General features: G+C 38.5%; 1 pseudogene. It reads right to left on the bottom strand.

The window, feature by feature from the left end:
* Window positions 1-920 (bottom strand): annotated as a pseudogene (locus ND16A_RS20660) (IS3 family transposase); the annotation flags it as partial.
* Between the last annotated feature and the right edge of the window lie 64 nt (window positions 921-984).

Here is a 984-nt window from a genome sequence, read left to right as displayed (position 1 = left end):
CGATTTAATTAGCTTTCTGTATTTGTGGCTAGCATATTGAACGCCTTGATCAGAGTGAACGATAAGACCTGCTTTGGGTTGTCGCTGCCAAATAGCCATAGTTAATGCATCACAAACAAGATCGGCTTTCATTCTTGATCCCATACTCCAACCAACTACTTTTCGTGAGTATAGGTCTATAACAACCGCCAAATATAGCCAGCCTTCAGAGGTCCAAACGTAGCTGATATCGCCAACCCATGCCTGATTAGGCTCATCAACATGAAAGTTTTGCTTAAGCTCATTTTGATACACTGGTTTATTATGATCGCTATTTGTCGTAACTTTATATTTCTTTTTATAACGAACCCAAACGTCGGCTTCTTTCATTAATTTAGCGGTCTTTCTACGACTCACAGGGAAGCTTAATGCATTCAACACTTTTTGAATGCGCCTTGCACCATAGGTGTTATCACTGAACTTCGCGATATCTTTAACTATATCAATCATTTCTTGATGCGCTGAGTCATCAGGAGCGTTGTTTTTTCGTTTCTGAAAACTGTAATAATTGTTACTTTTAACACCCAGTATTTGGCACATCAAAGCCACTGGCCAGGTCTTCTTATGTTGGGTAATAAACGAATACTTTATTTCGTTTCTTTGGCAAAGAAGACCGTCGCTTTTTTTAATATCTCACGCTCCATTTCTAGGCGTTTAACTTGTGCTTTTAATTTTCGGATCTCATCTTGTTCAGGTGTGAGCTTTCCATTACCCCGAAAAGCAAGACCATCATCATTTTCTGCTTCTTTGATCCAGCGGCCTAACATATTAGGGTTTATCCCTAGATTTCTTGACGCTTCAGCTTGGCTATAATTTTGTTCAACGACTAATGCTATTGCATCAAGCTTAAATTCTTTTGAATATTTTTTACGTGCTGTCATTTTTTTTCTCCAGTTAAGTCTATTATCTCTTAACTGGGGTAGTCGAATCCATTAAACCACGTCA

The sequence above is a fragment of the Thalassotalea sp. ND16A genome, from assembly GCF_000764205.1.
GTDB lineage: Bacteria > Pseudomonadota > Gammaproteobacteria > Enterobacterales > Alteromonadaceae > Thalassotalea_A.
Note: the sequence above shows the minus strand (reverse complement) of the source record. Positions and strands in the feature narration are given on the sequence as shown.